This window comes from Pseudarthrobacter sp. NPDC058119 (genome assembly GCF_042884655.1).
GTDB lineage: Bacteria > Actinomycetota > Actinomycetes > Actinomycetales > Micrococcaceae > Arthrobacter.
In genome coordinates, this window is the sequence record NZ_JBHVTN010000001.1 from 882031 (window position 1) to 906995 (window position 24965).

The window sequence follows — 24965 nt, forward strand, 5'->3', positions numbered from 1 at the left end:
GTCAGTCCTGCGGGCGGAGCCGCCACCAGGCGTGCTCCGGGCCGGCGGTTCCAATCCTGGCCGGGTCCGCCAGCACCTCGTCGCGGCGCAGGCCGGGCAGCACCTTGTAGCTGATGGATCCGGGGACGCTGACCAGCTCCAGGACCCGCCAGAGCGCCGCAGCATACCTTCGGGCCCGTTCGGCGCCGTCCCACTCGTACAGCCCGCGGTAGGCGCCGAAGGTGTCATGCGCGCACCAAAGTTTGGAGACAAACCCGGGAAAACCTACGAACAGGGGCGTGTTCAGCAGGCTTTCCACCTCGAACAGGCGGTGGGCCCGGCCCCGCACCCACCGGAGCGTGAAGGCCACCACCAGCACGCAAGGCTCGGTTACCTGGCGTTCGACGGCGGTCTCCCGGTAGACCCGTGACGTGCTTCCATCGGCGAAACGCAGCACCCGGCCCACGTTGTCCTTGGGAAGATGCACCCGCCGGCGGGCGAGCATCACGCAGGACGTTCCCACGCATCGGGCCACGGCCAGCCATGCCCTGGGCCGGGGAGCAGGTCCGGTTTGAGGGGTCATGCCAATCTCCTTTGCCAGCGTGCCCCAGCACCCTTCCAGCCTGACCGTCGCCGGCCAGGAGGCCCAGAGTCTTTCGCCCCCTTCCAGCCCGGCGCGTCTCCCCCGTCAGCGAACGGCCCCCTGGCCCGCCCGGGGTGGTGGATATATTGAATCCATGACCTCCACTTCCCTGCAGGATTCCGCCGGCACTGCGGTCCCGGCTCCCCCGGCCGCCAAGAAGATCCCCACCGAGCGCACCCACCACGGGGAGACCTTCGTGGACAACTACGAATGGCTGCGGGACAAGGAATCGGCCGAGGTAGTGGAGCACCTTCGGGCCGAAAACGCCTACCAGGAAGCCGTCACCGCGCACCAGGAACCGCTCCGTGAGGCCATCTTCCAGGAGATCAAGGGCCGCACCCAGGAAACCGACTTGTCCGTCCCTCACCGAAAGGACGGCTGGTGGTACTTCAGCCGCTCCGCGGAAGGCAAGGAGTACGGCATCCACTGCCGGGTAAAGGCGCAGGACACCGGAGACAAGGTGGCCGACTGGACGCCGCCGGCCGTGGAGGCCGGGGTAGGGATCCCCGGCGAGGAGATCCTCCTCGATGGCAACGTGGAGGCCGAAGGCAAGCCGTTCTTCTCCGTGGGCGGCACCGCCGTCACCATTGACGGCAACCTGTACGCCTACGCGGTGGACAACGCTGGCGACGAACGCTTCACGCTGCGGATCAAGGACCTGCGCACGGGCGGGCTGCTGCCGGATGTCATCGAGAACATCTTCTACGGGGTTGCCTTCTCCCCGGACGGCACCCGCCTGTTCTACACCGTAGTGGACGAGTCCTGGCGCCCCTACCAGGTGAAGGCGCACGTCCTGGGCACCCCCGTGTCGGAGGACGTGGTGGTGTACCAGGAGGACGACGCCGCCATGTGGCTGGGCTTCGAGCTGTCCGCGGACCGGCGCCACCTGGTGCTGGGGATCGGGTGCTCGGAGTACAGCGAAACCAGGCTGCTGCGCTTCGACGATCCCACCGGCACCGTCACCACGGTGATTTCCCGCAACGAGCGCGTCCTGTACGAGGCCGAGCCCTTCCTGCTCGACGGGCAGGAACGCATCCTGCTCACGCACAACCGTGGCGCCATCAACTCCATGGTCTCCCTGGCGGACCCGGCCGAGCTGGAAAAGCCGCTGGCCGAACAGGCTTGGCAGACCGTCGTCGGGCATTCCGACGACGTGCGCGTCAACGGCGCCGGTGTCACCGCCACGCACCTTGTGGTGTCCATCCGCAAGGACACCATTGAGCGTGTGCAGGTGATGGGGCTTGCCGGGCTCGGCACGCGCACCCAGCAGGAGCCCGTGGAACCGGCGTTCGACGAGGAGCTTTACACCGCCGGCGTGGGCGGCTCGGACTATGAGGCTCCCGTCATCCGGCTGGGCTACACGTCCTACTTCACGCCGTCGCGCATCTACGACTTCGTGCTGCCCACCCCGGAGCAGCCTGCCGGCGAACTGCTGCTGCGCAAGGAAAGCCCCGTCCTGGGCGGCTACGACGGCAGCGACTACGTGGCCACCAGGGAATGGGCCACCGCCGGCGACGGCACGCGCATCCCGCTGTCCGTCCTGCGGCACAAGGGCGTGAAGCAGGATTCGACGGCGGCTGGCCTGGTGTACGGGTACGGCTCCTACGAGATGAGCATGGATCCGGGTTTCGGCATCGCACGGCTGTCGCTGCTGGACCGCGGCATCGTGTTCGTGATCGCCCACATCCGCGGCGGCGGCGAGCTGGGCCGGCACTGGTACGAGGACGGCAAGAAGCTCTCCAAGAAGAACACCTTTACCGACTTCGTGGACGCCACTGATTGGCTCGCAAACTCAGGCTGGGTGGACCCGGCCCGGATCGCAGCCCTCGGGGGCTCCGCGGGCGGGCTGCTGATGGGCGCCATTGCCAACATGGCACCGGAGAAGTACGCCGCCATTGTGGCGCAGGTGCCGTTCGTGGACCCGCTCACCAGCATCCTGGACCCGGACCTGCCGCTCTCCGCCCTGGAGTGGGAGGAATGGGGCAACCCCATCACCGATCCCCAGGCCTACGCCTACATGAAGTCCTACTCCCCGTATGAGAACGTGCGGGAGGTGGCCTACCCCAAGATCGCCGCCGTGACGTCCTTCAACGACACCCGGGTCCTCTACGTGGAGCCGGCCAAGTGGGTGCAGGAACTGCGGAACAAGACCACCGGTTCGGCGCCGATTGTCATGAAAATTGAGATGGACGGCGGCCACGGCGGCGCCTCCGGCCGGTACGTGCAGTGGCGGGAACGGGCCTGGGACTACGCGTTCATCGCCGATGCCCTGGGCGCCACCGAAGTCCTTCCCGGCGCCGGCCTGAAGCCGGGGCACCGCTGACGGCGGCCGGCCCGCTGGTCTGCGTTCCAGGGGGCCCGTTCCTTCCCGCCGCGTACTTGGGGGACCTTGGCGGCCTGGACCGGATCGCCGAACTCGCCTTCTTCGACCCCGGAGCGGACATTGGCGACGACGCGGTACCGGCCGCGTACCGGTGCGATGCGGTGGCTGGCGGGCTGGAACGGTTCAGGGTACGGCTCGGCCCGGAGCGCCTGGACCTGCTGGCGCACTCCGCAGGAGCGAACATCGTGCTCCGCTACGCCGGGCTGTACCCGGACCGAGTCGCCAGGCTCCTGCTCGTTGCACCCAGTACCCGGGCGGTCGGGATCGACATCGCGGACGGCGCCCGGTCCGCCGCCGCCCGTTCCCGTGCCGGGGAACCCTGGTACGCGGCGGCGTCCGCGGCTCTCGGACGGATCCAGTCCGGAGAGGCCCGCGACGGGGACTGGGACGCCATCGCCCCCTTCAGCTTCGGACGGTGGGACCAGGCCGCGGCGGAATACCACGCCGGAATGGAGGCAGCGGCAAAGCCCGCTGCCTCAGCAGCCTTCGGGGCGGAGGGTGCCTTCGATCCGGCAGCGACACGGGCAGCCCTGGCAACGCTCCGGGTGCCCGTGGACATCCTCGCGGGGTCGGTGGATGTGGGGCTCCCGGTCACTACCATGGAGGAACTCGCCGGGCTGTTCCCAAACGCCCGCCTGCACGTGGTTGCCGGTGCAGGACACTTTCCCTGGGTGGACGAGCCGGAGGGGTTTGCGGCCGCAGCGGCAAAGGCGCTCCGCTCCTGGTGAGGAACGGATCGGGCGGCTGCCCATACCCGCAAAAGCTCACCATGCTTACTATTGGGGGGCACTTGTTTTTCGGCACGGGATACCAGAGGAGCAGGCATGTCTTTGAGCAAGGGAACGCACGTGGAGTGGAACACTTCACAGGGCAAGACGCACGGCAGGATCGTTGAGAAGAAGACCAGCGACTTCGAGCTCGACGGCAACACCCACCGCGCCAGCGAGGACGAACCGCAGTACGTGGTGGAATCGGACAAGACCGGCGCCCGGGCGGCGCACAAGGCATCCGCGCTGACCGAGAAGAAGTAGTCCCGTGGCGGCCCAGCACGAGGTGGTGGTCATTGGCGGCGGCAACGCAGGCATCTCCCTGGCGGCCCGCCTGCAGCGCTACGGCGTCAAGGACGTGGCAGTGATCGAACCCCGGGACCACCACCTCTACCAGCCGCTGTTCTCGCATATCGCCGGCGGCCGGGCCCAGGCCGCGGAGGCCATCCGGCCGCAGCAATCGGTCATCCCCAACGGCGTCACCTGGATCCGGGATGCGGCCGCCGGCGTGGATGCGGTGGGCAACACCGTCACGCTGGAATCGGGGGCCCGGGTGGCGTACGGGCAGCTGGTGGTATGCCCGGGACTGCAGTACGACTGGGACGCGGTGCCCGGACTCGCCGAGGCCGTCCATTCGCCGAATGGTGCCTCCCACTACGAGTTTGAACTGGCCCCCAAAGCCTGGACGCTGCTCAGCGCCCTGACCTCCGGAACCGCCGTGTTCACCATGCCGGCGGGGCCCATCAAGTGCGGCGGCGCCGCCCAGAAACCCATGTACCTGGCCTGCGACTACTGGCGCGAACAGGGGGTCCTGGACAAGATCCGGGTGGTGATGGTGCAGCCCTACCCCACCGTGTTCGGTGTGCCGGAGGTGGACCGCGAACTGAACCGCAAGATCGCCGAGTACGGGATTGAACTGCGGACCAACAGCGAGCTGGTGGCGGTCAGCACCGCCGGGCGCAGGGCCACCATCCGCAACAACGCGGCGAATACCACGGAGGACCTGGCATACGACTTCATCAATGCCGTCCCGCCGCAGTCGGCCCCGGACTGGCTCAAGGCCACGGACCTGCCGGCTCCCGGTGACGCGGGCGGCTTCGTGGAAGTGGACCGGCAGACGCTGCGCCATCTCCGCTATCCCAACGTGTGGTCACTGGGCGACGCCGCGGGGACCACCAATTCCAAGTCCGGCGGGGCGCTGCGCAAGCAGACCAAGGTGGTGGCCAGGAACCTGGTGGCCGCCAGGAAAGGAAAGCCGCTGCGGGCCAAGTATGACGGCTACTCGGTCTGCCCATTCACCGTGTCACGGGACACCGTGGTGTTCGCCGAATTCGACGACACATACAGGCCCAAGCCCACCATCCCCCGGGTGCCTACCTGGAACGAAAGCAGGTTGTCCTGGGTGGTGGACCGGGACCTCTTTCCCAGGATTTACTGGAACCTCATCCTCAAGGGCCGGGCCTGACGGCTAACCGCCGGCCCCTACACGCCATTCAGCGGCGAGGATCGCGTAGACAAGCTCGGTGGCCCACTGTCCCTTGTAACGCCACTTATCGATGTGCCGTGCCTCCAGCCGCATGCCCAGCCGGCTGCAGAGTGCTGCCGAGGCATGGTTGAGTTCATCCAGCCGTGCCTCGATCCGGTGCAGGCCAAGTTCCTCGAAGCCACGGCGGAGCATGGCGTCAGCCGCCTCCGTCCCGTAGCCCTTGCCGCGGGCCGCCGGCGCCAGGGTCCACCCAATTTCGGCCTGCCCGTGGCCGGGGAGCCATTTCAGGACCACTTCACCCAGCAGGCCCGGCTCTTCGGCCGCTTCGATGGCCAGGGCCACCCAGTCGCCCTCCTTCTCGAAAACGAAGTTGGCGTACCTGCCCACCCGCTCCATGGATTGCGTATAGGTCTTGGCCGGCCCGGGCAGGAAGCGAGCGGTGTCGGGCAGCGAGTGGTAGGCGTGGAAGGCGTCCAGGTCGCCGCCGTTGAACCGGCGCAGGACCAGCCGTTCGGTGGTGATGGGCAGGCGGATCTCAGGCATGGGGCTTAGCTGGCGGCGGACACGACGGCGGCCGTCGCCTCCGCGATGGCGCGCTCCTCGTCCGTGGGAACCACCAGGACGGGGATCGCCGAGGACGGCGTGGATATAACGCGCGGTTCCTTTGACCGCCCTACGTTCAGGCGGCCGTCGAGCTCGATGCCCAGGGCGCCGAGCCGGTCGGCCACGTGCGCCCGGAACTGTTGCGAGTTCTCACCGATCCCGGCAGTGAACACCAGCGCCTTGGCCCCTCCGACGGCCACGTGGTAGCCGCCGATGTACTTGGCCAGCCGGTAGGACGCCACCGCGAGCGCCATGGAGGCGCGTTCATCGCCGGCCTCCGAGGCCTCCACCACAGAGCGCATGTCATAGTTGCCGGCCAGGCCCTTCAGCCCCGATTCACGGTTCAGCATGGTGTCGATGTCCTCCGGCGTCCACCCGGCACGGCCCAGGAACACCAGGATGGACGGGTCCAGGTCGCCGGAGCGGGTGCCCATCACCAGGCCTTCGAGCGGAGTGAAGCCCATGGAGGTGTCGACTGAGAGGCCGCCCCGGATGGCGGTCACGGACGCGCCGTTGCCCAGGTGGGCGATGACGCCGTCGAACTCCTCGATGGGTATGTCCAGCAGCGCCGCAGCCCGGCGCGCAACGTATTCGTGCGACGTGCCGTGGAAGCCGTACCGGCGGATGCCGTGGTTGGTGTAGAGCTCGTCCGGGACGGCGTAGCGCCAGGCGTGCTCGGGCAAGGTGCGGTGGAAGGCGGTGTCGAACACGGCCACCTGCGGCATCTTGGGCCATTTCCTGGTGATGGCGCGGATACCCAGGACATTGGCGGGGTTGTGCAGCGGCGCCAGCGGGTTGAGGCGTTCGATGGCACGGGTGATTTCGTTGTCCACCAGCACCGGCTCGGCGAACCGCTCACCGCCGTGGACCACCCGGTGCCCCACTGCGCCCAGTTCCCGGTCCCCCAGTTCCGCATGGATCGCTGCGTCAACCTGCTCCAGGGCCTCGGCGTGGTCCCGCGGACCTTCCACCTCACCGTCCCCGCCGCCGCCGTTGCCCATGCCGATCTTCTCGATCAGTCCCTCGGTGAGCACCGTCCCGGCCGCCACATCACGGACCTGGTACTTCAGCGACGACGAACCGGAGTTGATGACGAGCACGAGCATGCGGGGCCTCCTCAGCCTGGCGTCTGCAGTTCAACCCCCACTATAGGTGCCTGCGCTCCCGCACCGTTCCTTGCGGAGCGGCGAAGCCTGTGCATAGAGTCGGCAGATAAGGCTGGACCACGCCGAGAGGACAATTCCATGACGAACGAGCCCAATTCGATCGACGAGAACGACCCCACCAACACGGGATCCAGCAGCACCGCCCCGCTCAACGCGCAGCCCGATTCGGGCAGCAAGGATGACCCCACGGGGGTGGAGGGCGCCAACCCGGCCCTGGACGATACCGGCCACCTCAAGGCAGCCGAAACCGGGGAAGCTCCCGAGGCCCCTGAGGACCGGGAAGGCCTGGACCTGACGCCGCAGGGCCTCTCGGACGAGCCTGCCAAGGAGGAAGACCCGGAGAGCGTGGCCAAACCGGACAACAGCTGACGGTTCCGGGGCAAAACGGACGACGCCGGCACTCACCCGAGTGCCGGCGTCATTGTTTGTTGCCCCGCAGCTAAGCCCTTGCCCCCTGCCGTGCCAGGTAGTCGAACAGCTGCCGGAGGCCGAACGTCCAGGGCGGCAGTTCCTCGCATGGGCCCACCCGATTGACCAGGGCACCCAGGTGGCGGCTGCGGATGGTGACGGTGTCGCCATGCTTATGGGTGAAGCCCTGGCCCGGTTCGTCCCGGTCCTGCGTGGGCGCAAAGAGGGTCCCCGTGAACAGGGCGAAGCCGTCCGGATACTGGTGGTGCTTCCCGTAGGTGGCGGCCACCAGCTCCTCGAAGGGCCTGCTGATCCGGGCCACACTGTTCCGGCCCTCCAGCAAATAGCCGTCAGCACCGTCCACGCGGAGCAGGATTTCCTCATCGCGCAGCGTGTCGAGGGTGAAGCCACCGTCGAACAACCTGATGAACGGCCCCAGCGCACTGGAGGCGTTGTTGTCCTTGGCCTTCCCTAGCAGCAGGGCACTCCGGCCTTCCACATCTCGCAGGTTCACATCATTGCCCAGCGTCGCACCCACCACCCGGCCGCAGGACGTGGCGATCAGCACCAGTTCGGGTTCCGGGTTGTTCCAGGACGAAAACGACGGGATGCCGATCTCCGCGCCCAGGCCCACTGATGACAGGACCGGCGCCTTGGTGAAGACCTCCGGGTCCGGGCCGATTCCTACCTCCAGGTACTGCGACCACAGCCCTTCGGCAATCAGGATCCGCTTGGCTTCGGCCGCCTCCGCGGATCCGGGCCGAAGGTCGGCCAGGCTTCCGCCCAGGGCACGCCCCACCAGCTCCCGCACCTCGGCCGCCCTTGCGGCGTCGCCCGCGCACCGCTCCTCGATGACCCGTTCGATCATGCTGTCCACGAACGTGACGCCGCAGGCCTTGATGACTTGGAGGTCGATGGGTGCCAAGAGCCTGGGCCTGCTGTCATCCGGCGCGGCCCCGTCGCCGGCCAGGGAGGAATTGACGACGTCGGCCGTCGCCCAGCGGGGTTCGGCCAGGTCGGGATCCAGCAAGGCCGCGCGGACGGCTCCGGGCGGGTCCGGCAGTTCCAGCAGGCCGGAGACCGTGGCGGCCAGTCGGTGCAGGTCGAAGACGGTGTCCCCGCTGACGGCCACCACGCGCGGACCGGCCGTTTCAACGTCCCAGACCCGGCCAATGAGCAGTGCCTGGCCGGCGTCCTCGGGAAGAACGGAACGTACTGCCGCGGACGTGGAACTCACTGCTGTACCCCCGTCCCGGCCCCGTCAGCTGTGGTGCCCGGCGCAGGGTGCCGCCAGACGCCGTCGACCCTTTGCGGGACCCGCCACGGGTTGCCGTCCTGCAGGGGTTCGGGCAGCCGGGCTGCGGGGAACGACTGGTATGCCACCGGGCGGAGGAAGCGGCGGATGGCCGCCGTCCCCACGGAGGTGGTGTTCGAGGTGGTGGCCGGGTAGGGGCCGCCGTGGTGCTGGGCGTAACTGACTGTCACACCAGTGGGCCAGCCGTTCCAGAGGACCCGCCCGCTGATGTCCGCCAGCCGGGCAGCGAGTTCGGAGACGTCGTCGTCCTCCTCTGCCTGCAGCGTGGTGGTCAGCTGCCCTTCCAGCAGCGCCGCCAGTTCCGGCAGCTCCGCCTGGTCCCGATACTCCACCACCAGGCTGGCGGGCCCGAACATTTCCTGCCGCAGCAAGGCGGGATTCTTCCGGACCTCCTCCGCCGTGGTGCGCAGGACGGTGGGCGCGGGCTCGTCCGCAAAGTCCCCTTCCAGCAGGACTCCCACTCCCCCGCTGTCCCGGAGCGTGGCGACGGCGCCGGTGTAGCCGGCGTGCAGGCGCTCGCTGAGCAGCCGGGCGGGGGCGAACCCTGCCAGGGCCTCCCCCAGCTCGCTGCGGAGCGCCTCCGCGTCCCCGGCGGGGACGAACAGCAGCCCGGGCTTGGTGCAGAACTGACCCATCCCCAGGGTGAAGGAACTTGCGTAGCCCTTGATGATCTCTGCCCGCCGGGCTGACCATGCCCCGGGTGTAACGAAAACGGCGTTGATGCCGCCCAGTTCGCCGAAGAACGGGATGGGTTCGGGGCGCGCCGCAATCCGGTTGAGCAAAGCGCGGCCGCCGGCGGTTGAGCCGGTGAAGCCGATGGCCTTGACCAGGGGATGGTCAACAAGGCCCTCCCCCGCCTGGCGGCCGGTCACCATCGAGAAGAGTCCGTGCGGGGCCCCGGCGTTCTCCAGGGCATCGATGACTACCTGGGCGGTGCGGGCGGCCAGTTCGCGGTGGGCGTCATGGGCCTTATGCACCACGGAGCAGCCCGCCGCCAGGGCCGAGGCACTGTCCCCGCCCATCACGCTGAACGCGAAGGGGAAATTGGAGGCACCAAAAACCCCCACCACGCCCAGGGGCACGTTGTACCGCCGGAGGTCCGGCCGCGGCCCCATGCCCCACGCCGGGTCGTCGTGGTCGATGGTGGCGTCGAAGTGCTCGCCGCGGCGGATCTCGTCCGCGAACAGCCGCAGCTGGAAGACGGTGCGCTTGAGCTCGCCCTCCAGCCGCGGGGTGCCCAGGTGGGTTTCCCGGACGGCCGTTTCCACCAGCCCGGAAGCATCCTGCTCCAGTCCGGCGGCGATGGCTTCGAGCCAGCCCGCGCGGGTGTTGGGATCCACGGTCCGGCCCTTTTCATAAGCGGATGCTGCGGCCTCGACGACGGCGTTCACTCCTGCGGTCATCGGACCGCTCCGGCGGGGGCCAGGGCTGCGCCGGTGACGGCGGCGCGGCCGCCCACTTCCTGCCATCCGGCGCCGTTGGGGAATTGCCAGCGGGTGCGGGAGGCACTGAGCATCTCCGCGCCGGTGCCGGGCAGTTCCGGTGCGGCATAGCGGCCGTCGACGATCCTGACGGGTTCCGCGAAGTGCTCGTGCAGGTGGTCCACAAATTCGATCATGCGGTTTTCCTGGCTGCGGCCCACCACTGCGTAGTCGAAGAAGGAGAAGTGCTGGACCAGTTCGCACAGGCCTACGCCGCCGGCGTGCGGGCAGACGGGCACCCCGAATTTGGCGGCCAGCAGCAGGATGGCGATGTTTTCGTTGACGCCGGCCACGCGGGTGGAATCGAGCTGCAGCACGTCGATGGCACCTGCCTGCAGCAGCTGCTTGAAGACAATGCGGCTCTGCACTGCTTCACCGGTGGCCACCCGGACCGGGGCCACGCCCTGGCGGATCTCGGCGTGGCCCAGGACGTCGTCGGTGCTGGTGGGTTCCTCGATCCAGTAGGGGCTGAATTCTGCCAGCTGGTTGACCCACTCAACCGCTTCGGAAACCTCCCACCGCTGGTTGGCATCAATGGCGATGGGCAGGCCACCCACGGCCTCGCGGGCCAGTGCCATGCGCCGGCGGTCGTCGTTGAAGTCCCCGCCCACCTTGAGCTTGATCATGGAGAACCCCTCGGCAGCAGCCTCTTTGCTGAGCCGGACCAGTTTCTCGTCGCTGTAGCCCAGCCAGCCCGGGGAGGTGGTGTAGGCGGGGAAGCCGTCAGCCTTGAGCCCGGCGATGCGCTGTTCCTTGCCCTCCTGGCCGGCACGGAGGATCCCAAGTGCTTCCTCCGGGCTGAGGGCATCGCGGATATGGGTGAAGTCCACCACGCTGACCAGTTCCTCGGGTGTCATCTCACTGAGGAGGAGCCAGAGGGGCTTGTTTTCCCGGCGGGCACGGATGTCCCACAGGGCGCTGACCAGGGCGCCGCAGGCCATCTGCGTCACGCCCTTTTCGGGGCCCAGCCAGCGGAGCTGGGAGTCGTGGATGAGGAGCCTGGAGGCCGCCCCCAGGTCGCTGATGAGCTCCTCGATGTTGCGGCCCACCAGCAGGCGGGCATAGGCGTCGATGGCTGCGGTCAGGATTTCGTTGCCGCGGCCGCAGCTGAAGACGAAGCCGTGGCCCTCGTCGCCCGCGTCGGTGCGGATGACCACATAGGCGGCCGAGTAATCAGGGTCTACGTTGACCGCGTCTGAACCGTCGAGCTCAAGGGACGTGGGGAAGCGGACGTCCTGGGTGTTGATGGACGTGATGGAAGGCATGGATCTCAACTTTCGGTGCGGAGCTGGAGAAGGGAAAGATTCGATTCCTATACGAATTTCTAAAATCATATAGGAGGCGTGATCTACGTCAACTAATGACCGCTCCGGCTGGCCCCGCAAACGCGACAGCCCCGGCCACCCAGGGCCGGGGCTGTCCGTCGAGAGCTAGGTGATGATGTGCCTGCGCGGCGGTCCACTGTCCTCCAGCGGGGCGAGTTCCACTTCAAAGGCCTGCGCAAAGCGGTCAAAGGAGTTGCGGATATGCGTCGTCATGGCCGCCTCTGCCCCTTCCGGATCGCACGCCTCGATAGCTTCCCGGACCGCCGTATGCTCGGCCACCGTAATGGCACCGTCCACATCGGCCGGATACAGCCGGAAGGTATGCAGGTGGCAATGGGTCTGCGCGAAGGCATGCCGGACCACGGGATTCCCGGATGCGGCAAGGATCGTGTCGTGGAACCGCGTGTCATGGGCCACCAGGTCCTGCCGCAGGTCCTTGCTCCGCTTCATAGCACTCCGGAAGCTGCCCAGCTCCTTCTCAAGCGCACCGGCCGGATTGGTGAGGCGGTCAACAGCGGCCGCGCGGGCCGCCCACGGTTCCACGAGGAGCCGGAATTCAAACAGCGAGCGCAGTTCCGGGAGGTCCAGCAGCGGGGTGGTGCTGTATCCCCGGCCGGGGTTGTACACCACCAGGTTGTCGCCTTCGAGCCGCTGCAGCACCTCGCGGACGGGCGTCTGGGACACGCCCAGGCTGCGGGCGACGGCGTCGATGTTGATCCGGGTGCCGGGCGCTATCTCGCCTTCCAGGATTGAGGCACGCATCGCCGAATAGACGTCGGGCACGGCGGCTTTGCCGCGGGAGGTTTCGGACGGTTGACGTGGGGGCACGCGGTTACCTCTTGCACTGGTTTGGACTTGCTGCGGAGCTTGGACGCGGCCTTTTCGGCCGGGAGTCACCTGGGGGAATCATAAGCCACACCCCGCGGCAGCCTTCGTGAATGGGTTTTTTTGGACAGGTACTTGATCCCGGTCACACTTTCTATATGATTAATCCGATTCCTATACGATTTTGGCGCTGCGATCTTCCGCGTCTCCCCCTCCCGCCGTGCGACCCGCACCCGAAGCCATGTAAAAGTCGAAGGAGACCGCATGACTACGCTCGGAAGTAAGACCTCCATCACCAATCCATCCCGGCAGCCCCGCCTCATGACCCGCAAGCGCTGGGTGATCATCTGGCTTGCCTTCATCGGCCTCAGCATCAACTACCTTGACCGGTCCAGCCTCAGCGTCGCCCTGCCCTTCATGGGCAAGGACTTCGAGCTCAGCGCCACCCAGCAGGGGCTGATCTTTGCTGCCTTCTTCTGGGCCTACGACTTCTTCCAGCTCGCCGCCGGCTGGTACGTGGATAAGGTGGGCCCCCGCCGTTCCTTCTCCCTGGCCGCGCTGTGGTGGTCCGTCTTCACCATGGTGACGGCGGCAGCCTCCAGCTTCTGGTCCCTGTTCGCCGCACGGTTCCTCCTGGGCGTCGGCGAAAGCCCCGCGCCCAGTACTGCCGCCAAGGTGGTGGCCATCTGGTTCCCCGTCCGGGAACGCGCCTTCGCCACCAGCATCTGGGACTCCGGGTCGCGGGTCGGGGCCGTCATCGCACTGCCCATCGTGACCCTGATCGTGGCATTCACCTCCTGGCATGCGGTCTTCATCATCATCGGCGTCCTCGGGATCATCTGGGCCGCCGTCTGGTGGAAGTACTACCGCAACCCTGAAGAGCACGGCGGCGCGAACGCCACCGAGGTCAGCTACATCCAGGATGGCGGCGCCCGCGGCGCGGCAAGCGATGACGAAAGCGCAGCCAAGCTTCCCTGGCGTTCGCTCTTCAAGTACCGCACCATCCTCAGCATGATGTTTGGGTTCTTTTGCCTGAACAGCGCCATCTACTTCTTCATCACGTTCTTCCCCAGCTACCTGGTCAAGGAACGCGGCTTCGACCTCCTCAAGCTCGGCTTCTTCGGTGCCATCCCCGGCATCTGCGCGGTCCTGTTCGGCTGGCTCGGCGGATACCTTGCCGACCGTGCCGTCCGCGCAGGATCGCCGGTCAGCAAGGTCCGCAAGACAGCCATTGCCGGCGGCCTGGCCGGCGGGTCGGTCATCATGTTCGCCGCACTGGTTCCGGAGGCCTGGATGGCCCTGGCCCTGCTGTCGGTCGCCTACTCCAGCCTCACGGTGGCCGCTACCGGCATCTGGTCGCTGCCGGCCGACGTTGCTCCCAGCTCCCGGCACGTCGGATCCATCGGCGGGCTGCAGAACTTCGCCTCCAACCTGGCCGGCATCTTCACGCCCATCCTGATCGGCGTGCTGGTGGACCAGACGGGGTCCTTCGTGGCACCGCTGGCCGTGATCGGCGCAATCTCCCTTATCGGCGCGGCCAACTACCTGTTCGTTATCGGCAGGATCGAGCCGCTGAAGGTCAAGGCAGCCGCCTAGCAACCCCAGCGCCCCAAAAGGACGACGCCGGCACTCACCCGAGTGCCGGCGTCGTTGTTTGCCTTACTGGCGGCTGGGCCTGTGGGAACCCGCGTCCGGGGTGCCGACAGGCCCGTCCGCCGTCAGGCCTGGGCCTGGATGGCCGTGATGGCCACCGTGTTCACGATGTCCTCCACCGTGCAGCCACGGGAGAGGTCGTTGACCGGTTTCCGCAGCCCCTGCAGGACCGGCCCCACCGCCACCGCACCGGAGCTCTGCTGCACTGCCTTGTACGTGTTGTTGCCGGTATTCAGGTCCGGGAAGATGAACACCGTCGCCTGGCCGGCCACGGAGGAGCCGGGCATCTTGGACGCGGCGATCGAGGCGTCAACGGCGGCGTCGTACTGGATGGGGCCCTCGACGGCCAGGTCCGGGCGCCGCTCGCGCACCAGTTCGGTGGCCTGCCGGACCTCGTCCACGGCCTCGCCCGCGCCCGAGCCGCCGGTGGAGTAGGACAGCATGGCCACCCGCGGTTCCACCCCGAACTGGGCGGCGGTCTCGGCCGAGGCGAGGGCAATGTCCGCCAGCTGCTCCACGTTCGGGTCCGGGTTCACGGCACAGTCGCCGTAGACCAGGACCCGGTCCGGCATGAGCATCAGGAACACCGAGGAGACGATCTTCACGCCCTCCCGCGTCTTCACGAACTCCAGCGCGGGCCGGATGGTGTGCGCCGTGGTGTGGGCGGCCCCGGACACCATCCCGTCCACCACGCCGAGCTGGACCATCATGGTGCCGAAGTAGCTGACGTCCTGCATGATCTCCAGTGCCTTGGGCAGGTCGATGCCCTTGTGCGCCCGCAGTTCCGCGTATTTCTCGGCGAACTTCTGCCGCAGGTCGGAGGTGGCGGGGTCGATGACGTTGATGCCGGTCAGGTCGATGCCGTGGGCGGCGGCGAGTTCCCGGACATCGGATTCGGGGCCCAGCAGGGTCAGGTCGCAGACGTCGCGGCGGTGCAGGATCTCGGCGGCCCGCAGGATCCTGACGTCCGTTCCCTCGGGCAGGACCACGTGGCGTCGCTGCGCCCGGGCCCGCTCGATCAGGTCGTGCAGGAACCGCAGCGGGGTCATCCGTTCCGCCCGCGGCAAATGCAGCCGCTCCACCAGCTCGGCCTCGTCCACGCGGCGGGACCAGAGGCCCAGGGCAGAGGCGACCTTGCGACGGTGGCCCGACCAGATCTCGCTGCGGACCTCGGACACCCTGCGGGCCGTGTGGTAGGTGTCCTCGTCCGCCGCGAAGACCGGGAACGGCGCCTGCGCCAGGAGCGGGTAGATGTTGGCGTCCGGCGCCAGGCCACCGGTGAGGATGAGCGCCGACGCCACCGGGAATTCGGGTGAGAAGGACGAGGCCAGGCAGGCCACCATCACGTCGGCCCGGTCCCCCGGCACGATGACCAGGGCGCCCTCGTCCAGCACATTCAGGAAGTTGCCCACGTTCATCGCGGCCACTTTGATGTCACGGACGTCGCGTTCCATGTCCGGCGTTCCAGCGATCTGGCGGACGCCCAGGGCCGCAGCCACCTCGCCGGTGGTGGGGCGGGCGATCTCCTCCAGCTCCGGCAGGATGTACACCGGGCGGCCGGATGCGCCGGGCTTCAGGGCGGCCGCGATTGCGTCCAGGTCTCCCGCGCCGGCCCGGTTGACCATGATGGCCAGCAGCGCGCACCGTTCGGCGGCGAGTTCCTTGCGGGCAACTTCGACGGCGGCGGCGGTCTCGGAAACTGTCCGCCCCTTGGCGCCCACCACCGCCACCACGGGCGTGGCGAGGTTGTTCGCCAGCCGGGCGTTGAGGTCGAATTCGACGGCGGAGTCCTGGCCCACCAGGTCCGTCCCCTCCACGATCACCACATCGCAGTGCCGGGCGATGTCCGCGAAGATCTCCACGCACCGGGCATCGATTTCCGCCCGGTTCCCTTCCGCGAGCAGGGTGCGGACTTCATCGTAGGTCAGGCCGCCGCGGCAGCGCTCGTCCTCCAGGGCGAACCGGGCCTTCATCAGCGCCACCATGGGGTCATCGGCAGCCGAGGGTCCGTGGACCACCGGCTTGAAGAAGCCGATCCTGTCCGCGTGCCGGTGGAGGGTGTCCGCCAGGCCCAGGGCCACGAGGGACTTGCCCGAGCCGGGGGTGGTTGCGCTGACGTAGATGCCTGTGGCCATGGTCCGCCCTTTGCTGTTGGTGCCGGTCCCCCAATCCTTGCACTTCCGGCGGCGCAACGAACAAAGGTGCGTGCCGTCGTCGTGCGTTCCAGCCCAGTTACTTTCCCCGGCACCCTGCGGCGCGCCGCGGACGACGGCGTGTCCCCGGCCCAAGTGGGGAAAGCCGGCCGGGTAACCGGGCGGGAAGGCACGGCTCCCCTTGACACCGGACCCCCTCATAGGATTACCTAATGAACATTCGGTAAATAAAGCTGGAGGCAATGACGCATGGCTGAAACTACACTTTCCGGGGCCACCCACCCCATCCTGGAAAACGACTACGCCTCCGAGTGGATGGGAATCGAGGTCCTCGCACTCAGCGACGGCCACGCCACCATCCGGATGACGCTCCGGCAGGAAATGCTCAACGGCTTCGGCATGGCCCACGGCGGAATGATCTTCGCCTTCGGCGACACTGCCTTCGCCCTGGCGTGCAACCCCATCCACCCTGCACCCGGTGAGGAAAACACCATCACGGTTGCCTCGGGCGTCGACATTAATTTCCTCAAGCCCGCGTTCCGGGGCCAGGTGCTCACCGCCGTCGCGGACCGCCGTTCCAGCGCCGGCCGCAGCGGACTGTACGACATCCAAATTTTCGCCGCCGACGCCGGTGCGCCGGCTCCCGAAGGCCAGGCCAGTTCCAGCACCCCGGGCGAGCTCATCGCCGAGTTCCGCGGACGCAGCCGCACCATCCCCAAGAAGTAGGAAAATCATGACCCTGCATGCCCCCGAAACCCCCGCCGCTGCCGGCATCGATCCTGGCCTGGACCGCGAGGAAACCATCTCCCGCGACGAGCTCGAGGCCCTCCAGCTCACCCGCCTCCAGCACACGGTGGCCTACGCCTATGAGCGCGTGCCGCTGTACAAGCGCAAGTTCGACGAAGCGGGGATCCACCCCAAAGACCTGCGCGAACTCGAGGACCTCGGCAACTTCCCCTTCACCACCAAGGACGACCTGCGGGAGGAATACCCGTTCGGCATGTTCGCGGTGCCGCAAAATGAAGTAGCCCGGATCCACGCCAGCTCCGGCACCACCGGCCGGCCCACCGTCGTCGGCTACACCAAGCAGGACCTGGCCGACTGGGCCAAGCTCGTCGCCCGCAGCTTCCGCGCCTCCGGCATCCGCCCCGGCATGAAGGTCCACAATGCCTACGGCTACGGCCTGTTCACCGGCGGCCTCGGCGCGCACGCCGGCGCCGAAGCCCTGGGCTGCACCGTCATCCCCATGTCCGGCGGCCAGACCGAACGCCAGATCCAGCTGATCCAGGACTTCAAGCCGGACGCCATCCTGGCCACCCCCACCTACCTGCTCACCATCGCCGACGCCATGGCCCACATGGGCATCGACCCCGCCTCCACCTCGCTGAAGTTCGCCGTCCTCGGCGCCGAGCCGTGGACGCAGGAGATGCGCCACGAACTCGAAGTGATGATGAACATCAAGGCGTGCGACATCTATGGCCTGTCCGAGGTCATGGGCCCGGGTGTGGCCGGCGAGGCCGTTGAAACCCAGGACGGCAGCCACATCTGGGAGGACCACTTCCGCCCCGAAATCATCGACGCCTTCAACCCGGCCCCGGGCAGGGAAAACGTCCTGCGCGACGGCGAGCACGGCGAGCTGGTTTTCACGTCGCTCACCAAGGAAGCGCTGCCCATCATCCGCTACCGCACCAAGGACCTCACCCGACTGCTGCCCGGCTCGGCACGTCCGGCGCACCGCCGGATGGGCCGCATCACCGGCCGCAGCGACGACATGATCATCCTGCGCGGCGTGAACCTGTTCCCGTCCCAGATCGAGGAAATCGCCCTGCGCATCCCCGAGCTGAGCCCGCACTTCCAGCTCGAGCTGACCCGGCCGGAAGGCCAGCGGATGGACCAGCTGACGGTCAAGATCGAGCGCCGGGACGCCGTCACCATTGAGCAGAGCACGACGGCGGCGCGCACCTTGAAGGAACAGATCAAGATCCATGTGGGTTCTTCGTGCACCGTGAATGTAGTGGAGCCGGGCTCGCTGGAGCGGTCCAACGGCAAGCTCCGCCGCATCTACGACATGCGGCCCAAGGCGTAGCGGAACATGCTGCGGGCGCGGCCGACGCCGGCCGGGATACCTCCCGGCCGGCCCGGAGCTCCCGGACCGACCGACCGTTCGTGAGAAACTAGCCACTATGCCCAGCACCAGCCAGACCACCAGCACCGCCGGCAACGGCACCGCCAAGCGCGGCCGACCCGGCTATGACCAGCAGTCCGTGCTGCGCATCGCCGTCGACGTTTTCAACCGCCATGGCTACGACGCCACGTCCATGGGGATTCTGGCGGACAACCTGGGCATTTCCAAGTCGGCCATTTACCACCATGTGCCGTCCAAGGGCGACCTGCTCAAACTTGCCCTCGACCACGCGCTCGGCGGCCTTGAGTCCATCCTTGAGCAGCCGGAGGCCACCTCAGGTGCCGCCGATGCCCGGCTGGAGTTCGTGCTCCGCCAGACGGTGGCGGTGCTGGTGGACCGCCTGCCCTTCGTCACGCTGCTGCTGCGGCTGCGCGGCAACACGGAGATTGAGCGGGACGCGTTGGAACGGCGCCGGACCTTCGACCACAAGGTGGCCGCGCTGATTTCGGCCGCCCGTGACGAGGGTTCGCTGCGCCAGGACATCGATCCGCGCACCGTGACGAGGCTCCTGTTCGGCATGATCAACTCGATCGTGGAATGGTACAAGCCGGGCGGGGCCCTCTCTCCGCAGCGCTTGGCCGACGACGTCATCACCATGGCATTCGACGGCCTGCACGCAGACTTATAGACAGCGCAGGCCCTGGCCGGAGCGAAGTACTAAGCGTGCTTGGTATTTAGCTGCTCCCCGGCTACGGTGGTAGGAAACCAGTGATTCCAGGGAGGTAGGGAAGATGAGTACCCACAAAGAAGAGCCCGACGCAGGATTCATTGTCCCGGATCCGTCGAAGCTCCGCGAGGACATCCCCGGCGACGCCGGCGACGAGGCCAACGCGATCCGTTTCAGCGAGGAGCAGGCCCTGATCGAGGAGCAGGCGCACGGAATCCGCCCCGATACCTACAGCGTCCCGCCGGGCGGCCCCACCATGGACGAGGCCCGCGGCAACATGGATCTTTCTGACCGCAGCGAGGACGGCCCTGGCACCGGACGCGAGGATGACAGCAGCGACGACGGCCTGCACGGCGGCGCCGAGAGCTGACGTCGCGGCAACCACTCAAACACCAGGGGCACCCCGATCCGACCGGGGTGCCCCTGCTGTTTTATTCTGTCCGCGTGCCTAGAGCTGGTACTCGGGTTCGCTGCCCAGGTTCTGGTGGACGCAGAGGATATTGTGCTCGGTGTCCATGAACCATGCGCACTTCTCGGATGCCGTGGTGCAAATGTGGTTTTCGGTCTTCAGGGTGGGCAGGTCGTAGTCCTGGAACATGACCCCCCTCGCCTCCATGTCACGGACGGCGGCCTCGATATCCGCAACCTCGAAACTCAGCGCCGTGTGGTCCGAGTGCCTGCCGTCGGAGACCGGCATCAGCTGCAGCAACGGGCCGCCGTCGGTTCCGAGCAATTCGCTGCCGTCGTCGGTCATTCCGCGGTGCGGGAGCCCAAGCTTTTCGGTATAGAAACTGCGGGCACGGGCTGCGTCGTCGACAGGCAGGATGGTTGTGGCTGTGTTCATTTTGAGGGTCATTGGGGCCACCTCCTACGGGCAGAATCATACGCCCGGCGGCCCCAAAAAGACCCGGGTCCAAACGCCCCATCACCTCCCGCCCACCAAACCCAAACGCCCCATCACTTTCTTCAAAGAAGTGATGGGGCGTGTGGGAAAAACCGACAGTAAGTGATGGGGCGTGTGGCTACTTTTCGACGAGGGTGAGGACGTCGTAGGTGGCCACGATCTCGTCGTCCTGGTTGGTCAGGACGGCGTCCCAGGCCACTTCACCGTACTCGTCGGTTTCGCGCGGGGTGATCTTCTTGGCGGTGAGGGTCACCCGGATGGAATCGCCGGCGGCCACGGGGGTGAGGAAGCGCGCGTTCTCCAGGCCGTAGTTGGCCAGGACCGGGCCCGGCGCAGGTTCCACGAAGAGCCCGGCGGCCCAGCTCAGCAGCAGGTAGCCGTGCGCCACGATGCCGGGGAAGAACGGGTTGGCTTCGGCTGCTTCCTGGTTCGTGTGGGCGTAGAACGTGTCGCCGGTGGAGTGGGCGAACGCGGTGATGTCCTCCAGGGTGACCTGCCGCAGGTCGGAGCGGACGGCGTCGCCAATCCGCAGGGTGGACAGGTGCTTCCGGAACGGATGCGCGCCCTCGGTCTCCACAGTGAAGTTGCGGTCGGCCCCGGTATGCCACACACCGGTGACGGCGGTCAGCATGTTCGGCGACCCCTGGATGGCGGTCCGCTGCATGTGGTGCAGCACGGACCGGATGCCGCCGAGCTCCTCGCCACCGCCGGCGCGTCCCGGCCCGCCGTGGACCAGGTGGGGAACCGGCGAGCCGTGGCCGGTGGAGGTGCGGGCGTCTTCACGGTTCAGCATGAGGACGCGGCCGTGGTGGGCGGCGATGCCGGTGACCAGCTCGCGGGCCACATCGGGATCGTTGGTGCAGACCGAGGCCACCAGCGAGCCGCCACCACGGGCGGCGAGGCGGACGGCATCGGCCAGGTCCTTGTAGCCGATCACGGACGACACAGGCCCGAACGCCTCGAGCGAGTGGATGGCCTCAGCTTCCGGGTTGTCCCAGTTCAGGACCACAGGTGCCATGAAGGCCCCAGCGTCCACTACCCCGGTGGTTCCGTCGGCGGAGGTGACCGACGGCGAATCGAGCGTTCCGTACGCAAGCTCACCGCCGGCGTCGAGCATGGACTGCACAGCGGCGCGGACGTCCTCCAGCTGTTCCACGGACGCGAGGGCACCCATGGTGACGCCCTCGCCGCGGGGGTCGCCGAGGACCACGCGCTCGGCGATGCGCTTGCCGATCGCCGCGGACACGGCGGGCACCACTTCCTGCGGCACGATGGCGCGGCGGATGGCGGTGCACTTCTGGCCGGCCTTGACGGTCATCTCGGTGACCACGGACTTGACGAAGGCATCGAACTCCGGAGTCCCCTCCACGGCGTCCGGGCCCAGGATGGCGGCGTTCAGGGAGTCGGTCTCGGAGGTGAACCGGACGCCGCCCTCCACCACGTTCGGGTGGGACTTCAGCGACTTGGCAGTGGACGCGGAGCCGGTGAACGCCACGAGGTCGCGGTAGTCCAGCACGTCCAGCAGCCCGCGGACGGAGCCGGACACCAGCTGGAGCGAGCCCTTGGGCAGGATGTTGGACTCGACGATGGCCTTGACCACGGCCGCGGCAACGTAGCCGGTGGGGGTGGCGGGCTTGACGATCGTGGGGACGCCGGCAATGAACGCGGGCGCGAACTTCTCCAGCATGCCCCAGACCGGGAAGTTGAAAGCGTTGATCTGTACCGCGACGCCGGGGATGCGGGTGTAGATGTGCTCGCCGGCGAAGGAGCCGTCCTTGGAGAGCGCCTCCATGGGGCCGTCCACCACCACCTGGGAGTTGGGCAGTTCCCGCCGGCCCTTCGAGCCGAAGGTGAACAGGACGCCGATGCCGCCGTCGATGTCCACCATGGAGTCGATCTTGGTGGCGCCGGTCTGGAACGAGAAGTTGTAGAAGTGCTCACGGCGGGCGTTCAGGTACTGGGCCAGTTCCTTGAGCTTCAGGGCGCGCTGATGGAAGGTCAGCTTGCCCAGTTCAGCCTGGCCGGTGGCGCGGCCGTACTCCACGACGGCGCCGAGGTCCAGCCCCTCCGTGCTGACCTTGGCCAGGACCTCCCCCGTGCTCGCGTCCCGGACGGGGACCGCGGAAGCCGAGGAGCCGGCGTTGGGCGTCCACCAGGCGTCCATGACGAAGCTGGGCACTGTCTCCACGGTGTCGACCGTGGCCTGGGGAGCTGTGGCTGTGGTGGTCATCGTTGACGGTCCTTCCAACAAGGGGGCAGGCAAACCGGCCGGTCATTACTGACCGTCCGTTCGGTAATATATTCACCATACATGACGTGCCGTGCTGCAGACTAGAAGGCCAGCACTGAATTGGCTGCCTCAAAGGAGAACCCATGAACGCCCCCGCCCCGAAAGATGACGCCGGAAGCCAGCCCTCCGAGCACGAACCCTGGAAAATCACCCTCGGGGAGCTGGACGAGAAGATGGGCGTGAAGATCCTGGAAGAGTCCGTGGAGCGCGTGGTGGCCACCATGCCCGTGGAAGGGAACAGGCAGTCGTTCGGGCTGCTGCACGGCGGCGCTTCCCTGGCCGTGGGAGAGGCGGTGGGATCCTGGGCCGCTGTGATCCATGCCAGCACCATGGGCAAGACGGCGGTGGGCGTGGATGTTTCCGCCACCCACCACCGCTCTGCGCGCGAGGGCCAGGTAACCATCACCGCCACCCCGATCCACCTGGGCGGCACGCTCACCACGCACGAGGTGCTGATCACCAACGAGGCCGGGCAGCGGCTGTGCACGCTCCGCATCACCAACCTGCTGATGAAGCGCCACAAGTAGCGGCGGCTTCGAACCCTAGTCCGTCGGCCTCTTCCTGCGGCGCACAATGACCGTCAGCAGGATCCCGATGACCAGTGCAGCGGCCGCAGCAGCCCCCGCGGGCACCAGTCCGGATGCCCCGGTGAAGGCGAGCCCGCCGCTGGCGGCATGCCCGTTTCCGCCCGTGTTGGCAAGGCCAGCGGGCGGTGCGCTCGGTGCCGGGGTGGTTGCCGGCGGAGGTACGACGGCGGGAGCTTCAGCGGGTGGGACCGGTGACGGATCTGCGGGGGCAGGGACGGCCGGGGTTGAGGCGGGAGCGATCGGAGCAGGGGTTGGCGCGGGCGATGACGGTGCCGGGCTGGTTGGCGGCGCGGCAGGTGCCGGACTTGTCGGCGGAGCCGGCGGCATGGCGGACGCAAACTCAAAGCTGTTCGCACCGGACCGGCTGTACCCGTTCACCGTTTCCGCGGTGAACCGCAGCGTGCCGCCATCCTGCGGAGCCGTGAAGGTCCACATCCCGGCGGAGTCCACAGGCACCTCAAACGGGTCCTTTCCCTGGAAGGTGATACGGACCGAGGATCCGGCAGCAACCGCCGATGCCGGAGCCGCGGGAACCTGCCCGCTGATCTGCTGGCCGGGCTGGTAGACCTTCCCGGAAGCAGGCGCCGTGACGGCAGGCTTGTTGAGGAACAAATCCAGTTGGTAGCCGGGCAGCACGGCAAGGGCATCCTGCAGGGTCGCAGCAATGGCCCGGGTCTGGACGCCGTTCTCGCTCTCGGCGCCTGTATGGGTGCCAACGGCAAAGTTGCCGCTGATCCACGGGCCGCCGGAGTCCCCACCGGCCGACTTGACCGTCGCTGAATCAAAGGCGCGGACCGGCCGGAGATCGTTGTCGTAGTTGGGCGGAAGACTCTTTTCGCCCGGCATCATCCAGATGCCCACCGCGTCAACCGTGCCGCATTTCCAGCCGGATGTCCGGCCCGACCTGCAGACGTCCTGGCCTTGGAAGGGCGCCAAGGTCCCGATAATTTTGACCGGGTCCGGTGCCGACGGAAACGCCCAGGTGGTGGTTGCCGGCAGGGGGTTCACCGACGGCGCGATGTTTTGGATGACGGCGATATCGGTTCCGGCCACCGATCCGTTCGCCGCTGCCGCCGAGTTGCCGGGGCCGCCGAACTGGCTGAACCCGAAGGTACCCAAGGGTGACAGCTGCGGCAGCGGTTGGGGCGTGGCTGCGCCGGGGCCGCTGGCGGGCGCCCATGCGGGAGGCTCCACGGCCGCCTGCCGTGCCAGTCCATCGTTGGTGCAGTGCCCGGCCGTTAGGACCATGGGCAGCCCGGCCGGGCTGAACGCGCTGAAACCAGCCGAGCAGATCGCGGTGTTGTCGGCGTAGTACCCTTGGCCGCCCAAGAGGTCTCCCTCGGTTTTTACTGCGGCGCCCTTCTCCAGTTTCACGTTGGTGTAAAGGGCAACAAACTGTGCCGGCGTCATTTTGCCGGTGCTTGCTGGCCCGCTGGTGGCCGGGTTGGGCTCCGGCTGGTTGGTTTGGGTTCCCGACTCAGGGGTATTGACGGACCCGGTGCGGATGACGAAGTGGCCGCCGGTGTAGGCAATTGCCTGGAGGCCCCGGGGTCCGACGTCGCGGATGTAGGCCCTGTAGAGCTGGTCGATGTCGCCCGCGACGAGAACAGGTGCCGGGGAAGTGTCCTGCAAACCGGCGGCGGACGGGGCAGCCGATGTGGACGCAGGGGCGGCGTCCGGGGGTGGGGCCAGTACAAAATCCGCGTCGCCTGAGCGGTTCAGTTCGTCCACCCTGGCCCGGAGTTCGGCACCGTCGCCCTCCACCTTGATGATGCCGGCGTCCAGGCTGATGCCCACAAAGCCAGGCAGGGTCCGCAGGCCTGGTGCCGCCTCCGCGGCCCGGCGGCCGAGTTCACCGGCAGCGTTGAATTCGGCCAGGCTAATGCCGAGATCCCGACGAAGCGCCTCAGCCAGTCCTGCGCTGGAGGGTCCGGTTGCGTCCGGGGGGACGTCCGAGGTGGCCGGCACGGGCAGTGCCTCTGCGGGTCCGGCAGCAAGCCCGAATGACAGCATCACGCCGGCCAGGGTTCCTGCGGCAAAGATTCTCTTCATGGGCACGCCGTTCCGCTCGTCCACGCCCGCATTGAGGCGCCCTGTGACATCAACTGCTGAAAACAAATATCAGCTGTCACTCCAGTAACTTAA

22 protein-coding genes are annotated in these 24965 nt (G+C 67.6%); 11 read left to right on the forward strand and 11 right to left on the reverse strand.

The genetic code is table 11. The annotated features are described in order from the left end of the window. Position 1 precedes the first annotated feature (1 nt). Positions 2–562 (reverse strand): hypothetical protein, encoded by a 561-nt coding sequence (locus ACFVTD_RS04215; protein WP_387558467.1) that lies wholly within the window; start codon positions 560–562, stop codon positions 2–4. Between the two features lie 154 nt (positions 563–716). Between ACFVTD_RS04215 and ACFVTD_RS04220 the strand changes: the two genes are divergently transcribed. The 4 genes from ACFVTD_RS04220 (at position 717) to ACFVTD_RS04235 (ending at position 5237) form a co-directional block, all read left to right on the forward strand. Continuing rightward, a complete protein-coding gene (locus tag ACFVTD_RS04220) occupies positions 717–2945 on the forward strand; it encodes a S9 family peptidase (protein WP_387558470.1) in 2229 nt (742 codons plus the stop codon). Next, positions 2849–3733, forward strand: a complete 885-nt coding sequence (locus tag ACFVTD_RS04225; RefSeq protein ID WP_387558473.1) for an alpha/beta fold hydrolase — start codon at positions 2849–2851, stop codon at positions 3731–3733. The genes ACFVTD_RS04220 and ACFVTD_RS04225 overlap by 97 nt, the downstream gene beginning before the upstream one ends. A 96-nt stretch (positions 3734–3829) precedes the next feature. Then, positions 3830–4036 (forward strand): DUF2945 domain-containing protein, encoded by a 207-nt coding sequence (locus ACFVTD_RS04230; protein WP_043452340.1) that lies wholly within the window; start codon positions 3830–3832, stop codon positions 4034–4036. Positions 4037–4040: 4 nt separating this feature from the next. After that, positions 4041–5237: an NAD(P)/FAD-dependent oxidoreductase gene (locus tag ACFVTD_RS04235; protein ID WP_387558476.1), complete on the forward strand. Its 1197-nt coding sequence runs from the start codon at positions 4041–4043 to the stop codon at positions 5235–5237. A gap of 3 nt (positions 5238–5240) precedes the next feature. Here the strand turns inward: ACFVTD_RS04235 and ACFVTD_RS04240 are convergent, their stop codons facing one another. After that, entirely contained in the window at positions 5241–5801 is a 561-nt protein-coding gene (locus ACFVTD_RS04240) for a GNAT family N-acetyltransferase (protein WP_387558479.1), read from the reverse strand. 5 nt (positions 5802–5806) lie between these two features. Continuing rightward, positions 5807–6967, reverse strand: a complete 1161-nt coding sequence (locus ACFVTD_RS04245) for an acetate kinase (protein WP_387558481.1) — start codon at positions 6965–6967, stop codon at positions 5807–5809. A 138-nt stretch (positions 6968–7105) separates the two neighbouring features. Here ACFVTD_RS04245 and ACFVTD_RS04250 point away from each other — a divergent pair, with 138 nt between their 5' ends. After that, complete coding sequence (locus ACFVTD_RS04250) at positions 7106–7396, forward strand: hypothetical protein (protein ID WP_387558484.1); 291 nt, start codon at positions 7106–7108, stop codon at positions 7394–7396. Between the two features lie 70 nt (positions 7397–7466). Here the strand turns inward: ACFVTD_RS04250 and ACFVTD_RS04255 are convergent, their stop codons facing one another. The 4 genes from ACFVTD_RS04255 to ACFVTD_RS04270 all read right to left on the reverse strand — a co-directional run bounded on the left by ACFVTD_RS04255 (position 7467) and on the right by ACFVTD_RS04270 (position 12384). Next, positions 7467–8672, reverse strand: coding sequence for a fumarylacetoacetate hydrolase family protein (locus tag ACFVTD_RS04255; protein ID WP_387558487.1), 1206 nt, complete (start codon positions 8670–8672; stop codon positions 7467–7469). Beyond that, entirely contained in the window at positions 8669–10153 is a 1485-nt protein-coding gene (locus ACFVTD_RS04260) for an aldehyde dehydrogenase (NADP(+)) (RefSeq protein WP_387558490.1), read from the reverse strand. The genes ACFVTD_RS04255 and ACFVTD_RS04260 overlap by 4 nt, the downstream gene beginning before the upstream one ends. Further along, positions 10150–11496 carry an L-fuconate dehydratase gene (locus ACFVTD_RS04265; protein ID WP_387558492.1) on the reverse strand — a complete coding sequence of 449 codons (1347 nt, stop codon included), beginning with the start codon at positions 11494–11496 and terminating at the stop codon, positions 10150–10152. The genes ACFVTD_RS04260 and ACFVTD_RS04265 overlap by 4 nt, the downstream gene beginning before the upstream one ends. A 165-nt stretch (positions 11497–11661) precedes the next feature. Further along, positions 11662–12384 (reverse strand): GntR family transcriptional regulator, encoded by a 723-nt coding sequence (locus tag ACFVTD_RS04270; protein WP_387558495.1) that lies wholly within the window; start codon positions 12382–12384, stop codon positions 11662–11664. A 261-nt stretch (positions 12385–12645) separates the two neighbouring features. Between ACFVTD_RS04270 and ACFVTD_RS04275 the strand changes: the two genes are divergently transcribed. Next, entirely contained in the window at positions 12646–13977 is a 1332-nt protein-coding gene (locus ACFVTD_RS04275) for an MFS transporter (RefSeq protein ID WP_387558498.1), read from the forward strand. Between the two features lie 122 nt (positions 13978–14099). Here the strand turns inward: ACFVTD_RS04275 and pta are convergent, their stop codons facing one another. After that, entirely contained in the window at positions 14100–16169 is a 2070-nt protein-coding gene (gene pta / locus ACFVTD_RS04280; protein WP_387558501.1) for a phosphate acetyltransferase, read from the reverse strand. A 267-nt stretch (positions 16170–16436) separates the two neighbouring features. Between pta and ACFVTD_RS04285 the strand changes: the two genes are divergently transcribed. From ACFVTD_RS04285 to ACFVTD_RS04300, 4 genes are all read left to right on the forward strand, one after another. Further along, positions 16437–16913: a hotdog fold thioesterase gene (locus ACFVTD_RS04285; RefSeq protein WP_387558503.1), complete on the forward strand. Its 477-nt coding sequence runs from the start codon at positions 16437–16439 to the stop codon at positions 16911–16913. A gap of 7 nt (positions 16914–16920) precedes the next feature. Beyond that, positions 16921–18273: a phenylacetate--CoA ligase PaaK gene (paaK, locus tag ACFVTD_RS04290; RefSeq protein WP_387558506.1), complete on the forward strand. Its 1353-nt coding sequence runs from the start codon at positions 16921–16923 to the stop codon at positions 18271–18273. A 97-nt stretch (positions 18274–18370) separates the two neighbouring features. Beyond that, positions 18371–19000 carry a TetR/AcrR family transcriptional regulator gene (locus ACFVTD_RS04295; protein ID WP_387558509.1) on the forward strand — a complete coding sequence of 210 codons (630 nt, stop codon included), beginning with the start codon at positions 18371–18373 and terminating at the stop codon, positions 18998–19000. Between the two features lie 103 nt (positions 19001–19103). Then, positions 19104–19409, forward strand: a complete 306-nt coding sequence (locus tag ACFVTD_RS04300) for a hypothetical protein (protein WP_387558512.1) — start codon at positions 19104–19106, stop codon at positions 19407–19409. Positions 19410–19487: 78 nt separating this feature from the next. Here the strand turns inward: ACFVTD_RS04300 and ACFVTD_RS04305 are convergent, their stop codons facing one another. Together ACFVTD_RS04305 and paaZ are read right to left on the reverse strand one after the other, a co-directional pair. Beyond that, positions 19488–19883 carry a VOC family protein gene (locus ACFVTD_RS04305; protein ID WP_387558515.1) on the reverse strand — a complete coding sequence of 132 codons (396 nt, stop codon included), beginning with the start codon at positions 19881–19883 and terminating at the stop codon, positions 19488–19490. A 178-nt stretch (positions 19884–20061) separates the two neighbouring features. Then, a complete protein-coding gene (gene paaZ / locus ACFVTD_RS04310; RefSeq protein ID WP_387558518.1) occupies positions 20062–22173 on the reverse strand; it encodes a phenylacetic acid degradation bifunctional protein PaaZ in 2112 nt (703 codons plus the stop codon). 143 nt (positions 22174–22316) lie between these two features. On the opposite strand from paaZ, the gene ACFVTD_RS04315 reads away from it, so the two are divergent. Next, positions 22317–22760 (forward strand): PaaI family thioesterase, encoded by a 444-nt coding sequence (locus ACFVTD_RS04315; protein ID WP_387558521.1) that lies wholly within the window; start codon positions 22317–22319, stop codon positions 22758–22760. A gap of 15 nt (positions 22761–22775) precedes the next feature. Here ACFVTD_RS04315 and ACFVTD_RS04320 read toward each other — a convergent pair whose 3' ends face one another. Further along, positions 22776–24896 carry a S1 family peptidase gene (locus ACFVTD_RS04320; protein WP_387558524.1) on the reverse strand — a complete coding sequence of 707 codons (2121 nt, stop codon included), beginning with the start codon at positions 24894–24896 and terminating at the stop codon, positions 22776–22778. Positions 24897–24965 lie beyond the last annotated feature (69 nt).

Coding starts and splice junctions, on each gene's coding strand:
- paaZ (WP_387558518.1), bottom strand. CDS start 22,173: ATGACCACCACAGCCACAGCTCCCCAGGCCACGGTCGACACCGTGGAG.
- ACFVTD_RS04250 (WP_387558484.1), top strand. CDS start 7,106: ATGACGAACGAGCCCAATTCGATCGACGAGAACGACCCCACCAACACG.
- ACFVTD_RS04315 (WP_387558521.1), top strand. CDS start 22,317: ATGAACGCCCCCGCCCCGAAAGATGACGCCGGAAGCCAGCCCTCCGAG.
- ACFVTD_RS04300 (WP_387558512.1), top strand. CDS start 19,104: ATGAGTACCCACAAAGAAGAGCCCGACGCAGGATTCATTGTCCCGGAT.
- paaK (WP_387558506.1), top strand. CDS start 16,921: ATGACCCTGCATGCCCCCGAAACCCCCGCCGCTGCCGGCATCGATCCT.
- ACFVTD_RS04260 (WP_387558490.1), bottom strand. CDS start 10,153: ATGACCGCAGGAGTGAACGCCGTCGTCGAGGCCGCAGCATCCGCTTAT.
- pta (WP_387558501.1), bottom strand. CDS start 16,169: ATGGCCACAGGCATCTACGTCAGCGCAACCACCCCCGGCTCGGGCAAG.
- ACFVTD_RS04220 (WP_387558470.1), top strand. CDS start 717: ATGACCTCCACTTCCCTGCAGGATTCCGCCGGCACTGCGGTCCCGGCT.
- ACFVTD_RS04245 (WP_387558481.1), bottom strand. CDS start 6,967: ATGCTCGTGCTCGTCATCAACTCCGGTTCGTCGTCGCTGAAGTACCAG.
- ACFVTD_RS04275 (WP_387558498.1), top strand. CDS start 12,646: ATGACTACGCTCGGAAGTAAGACCTCCATCACCAATCCATCCCGGCAG.
- ACFVTD_RS04215 (WP_387558467.1), bottom strand. CDS start 562: ATGACCCCTCAAACCGGACCTGCTCCCCGGCCCAGGGCATGGCTGGCC.
- ACFVTD_RS04240 (WP_387558479.1), bottom strand. CDS start 5,801: ATGCCTGAGATCCGCCTGCCCATCACCACCGAACGGCTGGTCCTGCGC.
- ACFVTD_RS04265 (WP_387558492.1), bottom strand. CDS start 11,496: ATGCCTTCCATCACGTCCATCAACACCCAGGACGTCCGCTTCCCCACG.
- ACFVTD_RS04305 (WP_387558515.1), bottom strand. CDS start 19,883: ATGAACACAGCCACAACCATCCTGCCTGTCGACGACGCAGCCCGTGCC.
- ACFVTD_RS04285 (WP_387558503.1), top strand. CDS start 16,437: ATGGCTGAAACTACACTTTCCGGGGCCACCCACCCCATCCTGGAAAAC.
- ACFVTD_RS04230 (WP_043452340.1), top strand. CDS start 3,830: ATGTCTTTGAGCAAGGGAACGCACGTGGAGTGGAACACTTCACAGGGC.
- ACFVTD_RS04295 (WP_387558509.1), top strand. CDS start 18,371: ATGCCCAGCACCAGCCAGACCACCAGCACCGCCGGCAACGGCACCGCC.